The 2,043-nt window shown below is 70.5% G+C and carries 3 protein-coding genes; all 3 read right to left on the bottom strand.

Annotation, left to right across the window (positions count from 1 at the left end; all coding sequences use genetic code 11):
* On the bottom strand, positions 1-1,442 hold a 1,442-nt coding region (gene fliF, locus N878_RS18600; protein ID WP_021445086.1), incomplete at its 3' end, for a flagellar basal-body MS-ring/collar protein FliF.
* 20 nt (positions 1,443-1,462) lie between these two features.
* On the bottom strand, positions 1,463-1,798 hold the full coding sequence (gene fliE, locus N878_RS18595; protein WP_021445085.1) for a flagellar hook-basal body complex protein FliE: 336 nt from the start codon (positions 1,796-1,798) through the stop codon (positions 1,463-1,465).
* An 11-nt stretch (positions 1,799-1,809) separates the two neighbouring features.
* Positions 1,810-2,043: helix-turn-helix domain-containing protein (locus N878_RS18590; RefSeq protein WP_031303476.1), on the bottom strand; the 234-nt coding region annotated here is incomplete at its 5' end.

Below are 2,043 nucleotides of genomic sequence, written 5' to 3'. Positions count from 1 at the left end.
AGGGCCAGCGGCTCGTCGCCGTCGACCGGTACCGCGCTCGGCTGGCTGCGCTGGCTCAGGCCGCGCACCGCAGGACGTACCACCAGCAGCAACAGCAGCAGGCTGATCAGGGCAAACACGCCGAGCTTGGCCAGCTCGTGCACCTTGGAGTTTTCCCACCAGGGCAACGGCTCGCCCTGCGCCGCATCGGCGCTGGCGGTGGTGAAGGGGAAGACGCTGAGGGTCAGCAGGTCGCCGCGCGCCTGGTTGAAGCCCACCGCGCTCTTGACCATGGCCGCCAGCTCGGCGCGTGCCTCGTCCGTCCAGCCGCCTTCCGGCGCCGCCGCAGCATTGAGCACCACGGCGATGCTCTGCTGACGCAGGCTGAACGGCGCGTGCCTGACGTGGGTGACGCTCTGGTCGTAATCGAGCTGGCGGTTGGACTCCTTGCGCAGCGAGGTGGCGGCCTGGCTGGCCGCCTCGCCTTCGGCCGGCGGCTGCTCTTCGGCCGGCTCGGGCGCAGGCTGCGGCGGACGGTTGGCCAGCGAGCCAGGCACGCCGAGGGCCAGCTGATCGAGCACGCTCTCGTCGCGCAGCACTTCGTTGCGCAGCCGCGGCGTCTCGCCGTAGGCCTGGAAGGTTTCTTCCTTCTGGCTGAAATCGATATCGGCGGCCACGCTGATGCGGAAGTTGCCACCGCCGAGCACCGGCGCCAGCACCGCCTCGGCATTGGCCACCGCCTTGTGCTGGTAGTCGTCGACCACCTGCCAGTTTTGCGCCGGCCCGCCCCAGCCGTCGAGGCCGCGCGACAGCAGCGCGCCGTACTGGTCGACCACCTGCACGCTGGCGGCATCGAGCTGCGGCACGCTGCCGGCCACCAGGTTGACGATGGCGCTGACCTGCTCCGGCGCCAGCTTGTAACCGGGCGCCAGCTGCAGCATCACCGAGGCCTTGCCCGGTTCGCGCTTGCCGACCACGAAACTGCTGCTCTCCTGCAGCGCCAGGTGCACGCGGGCGCCCTCGACGCCCTTGAGCGCCATCACCGTGCGCGCCAGCTCGCCCTCCAGGCTGCGTTTGAGGCGCACGTCCTGGACGAACTGGCTGGTGCCCAGCGGCTCGTCCTTGTCGAACAGCTCGTAGCCGGCCGGCACCTTGACCTGCACGCCCTTGGCCGCCAGCAAGATGCGCGCGCGGCCGAGCTGATCCTCGCGCACCAGCACCTGGCCGCTCTGCGGATGCAGCCGGTAGGCGATGGCGTCGCCGTCGAGCACCTGCATCACCTCGGCGGCCGGATAGGCCTCGCCGGCGCCGTAGAGCGGGCGGAAGGCGCCCTGGTCGCGCCACAGGTAATACACCACGCCAACGGCCAGCAGCGCGGCGACCAGCGCCAGGGCAGCCAGGCTCAGGCGCGGGTCGAGTTTCAGGCCGCCTTCGGGCAGCTTGCTTTTCAGGGTCTGCAGCACGCGTCAGGCTCCCGGTCCGCTTACAGCGGCATCTTCATGATGTCGTCGAAGGCCGTGGCCAGCTTGTTGCGCACCTGCAGCAGGGCGCTGAAGGACACGCTGGCCTTCTGGCTCTCGATCATGGCGCCGACCAGATCGTCGCTCTGGCCGCTGTCGACCGCGGCCATGGCGGCACCGGAGTGGTGCTGCTGGGCGTCCACCGCGCGTATCGCGTCGTCGAAGGCGGCGGCGAAACCGGCCTCGCCGGGCTGCCCGGCGAAGACCTGCGCCGGCTGGATCGGCGCGGCTTCGCCGAGGTTCTTCAGCTGCTCCATGCGGCCCAGCAGGTCCTGCTGCACCTGGGTAATAGCGTTCATCCTGCGGTCTCCTAGACGGGAATCTGTACGCCCTGCTCGCGCATGGCGTTGAGGCGGTAGCGCAACGCGCGCGGGGTCATGCCGAGGCTCTCGGCGGCCTTGGTCTTGTGCCCGCCGAAACGGCGGATGGTGTCGATCACGTGCTGGTACTCGGCCCACTTGCCGCTGGCGCGCAGCGCCGCCTTGCCGCCCTCCAGCAGCTGCGGCTGCAGGCGTGGCGCCGGCTCGGCAGGCGTGCTCGGCGG

Origin of the sequence: Pseudomonas sp. EGD-AK9, assembly GCF_000465935.2 — a bacterium.
GTDB lineage: Bacteria > Pseudomonadota > Gammaproteobacteria > Pseudomonadales > Pseudomonadaceae > Aquipseudomonas.
Note: the sequence above shows the minus strand (reverse complement) of the source record. Positions and strands in the feature narration are given on the sequence as shown.

Coding starts and splice junctions, on each gene's coding strand:
- fliE (WP_021445085.1), bottom strand. CDS start 1,798: ATGAACGCTATTACCCAGGTGCAGCAGGACCTGCTGGGCCGCATGGAG.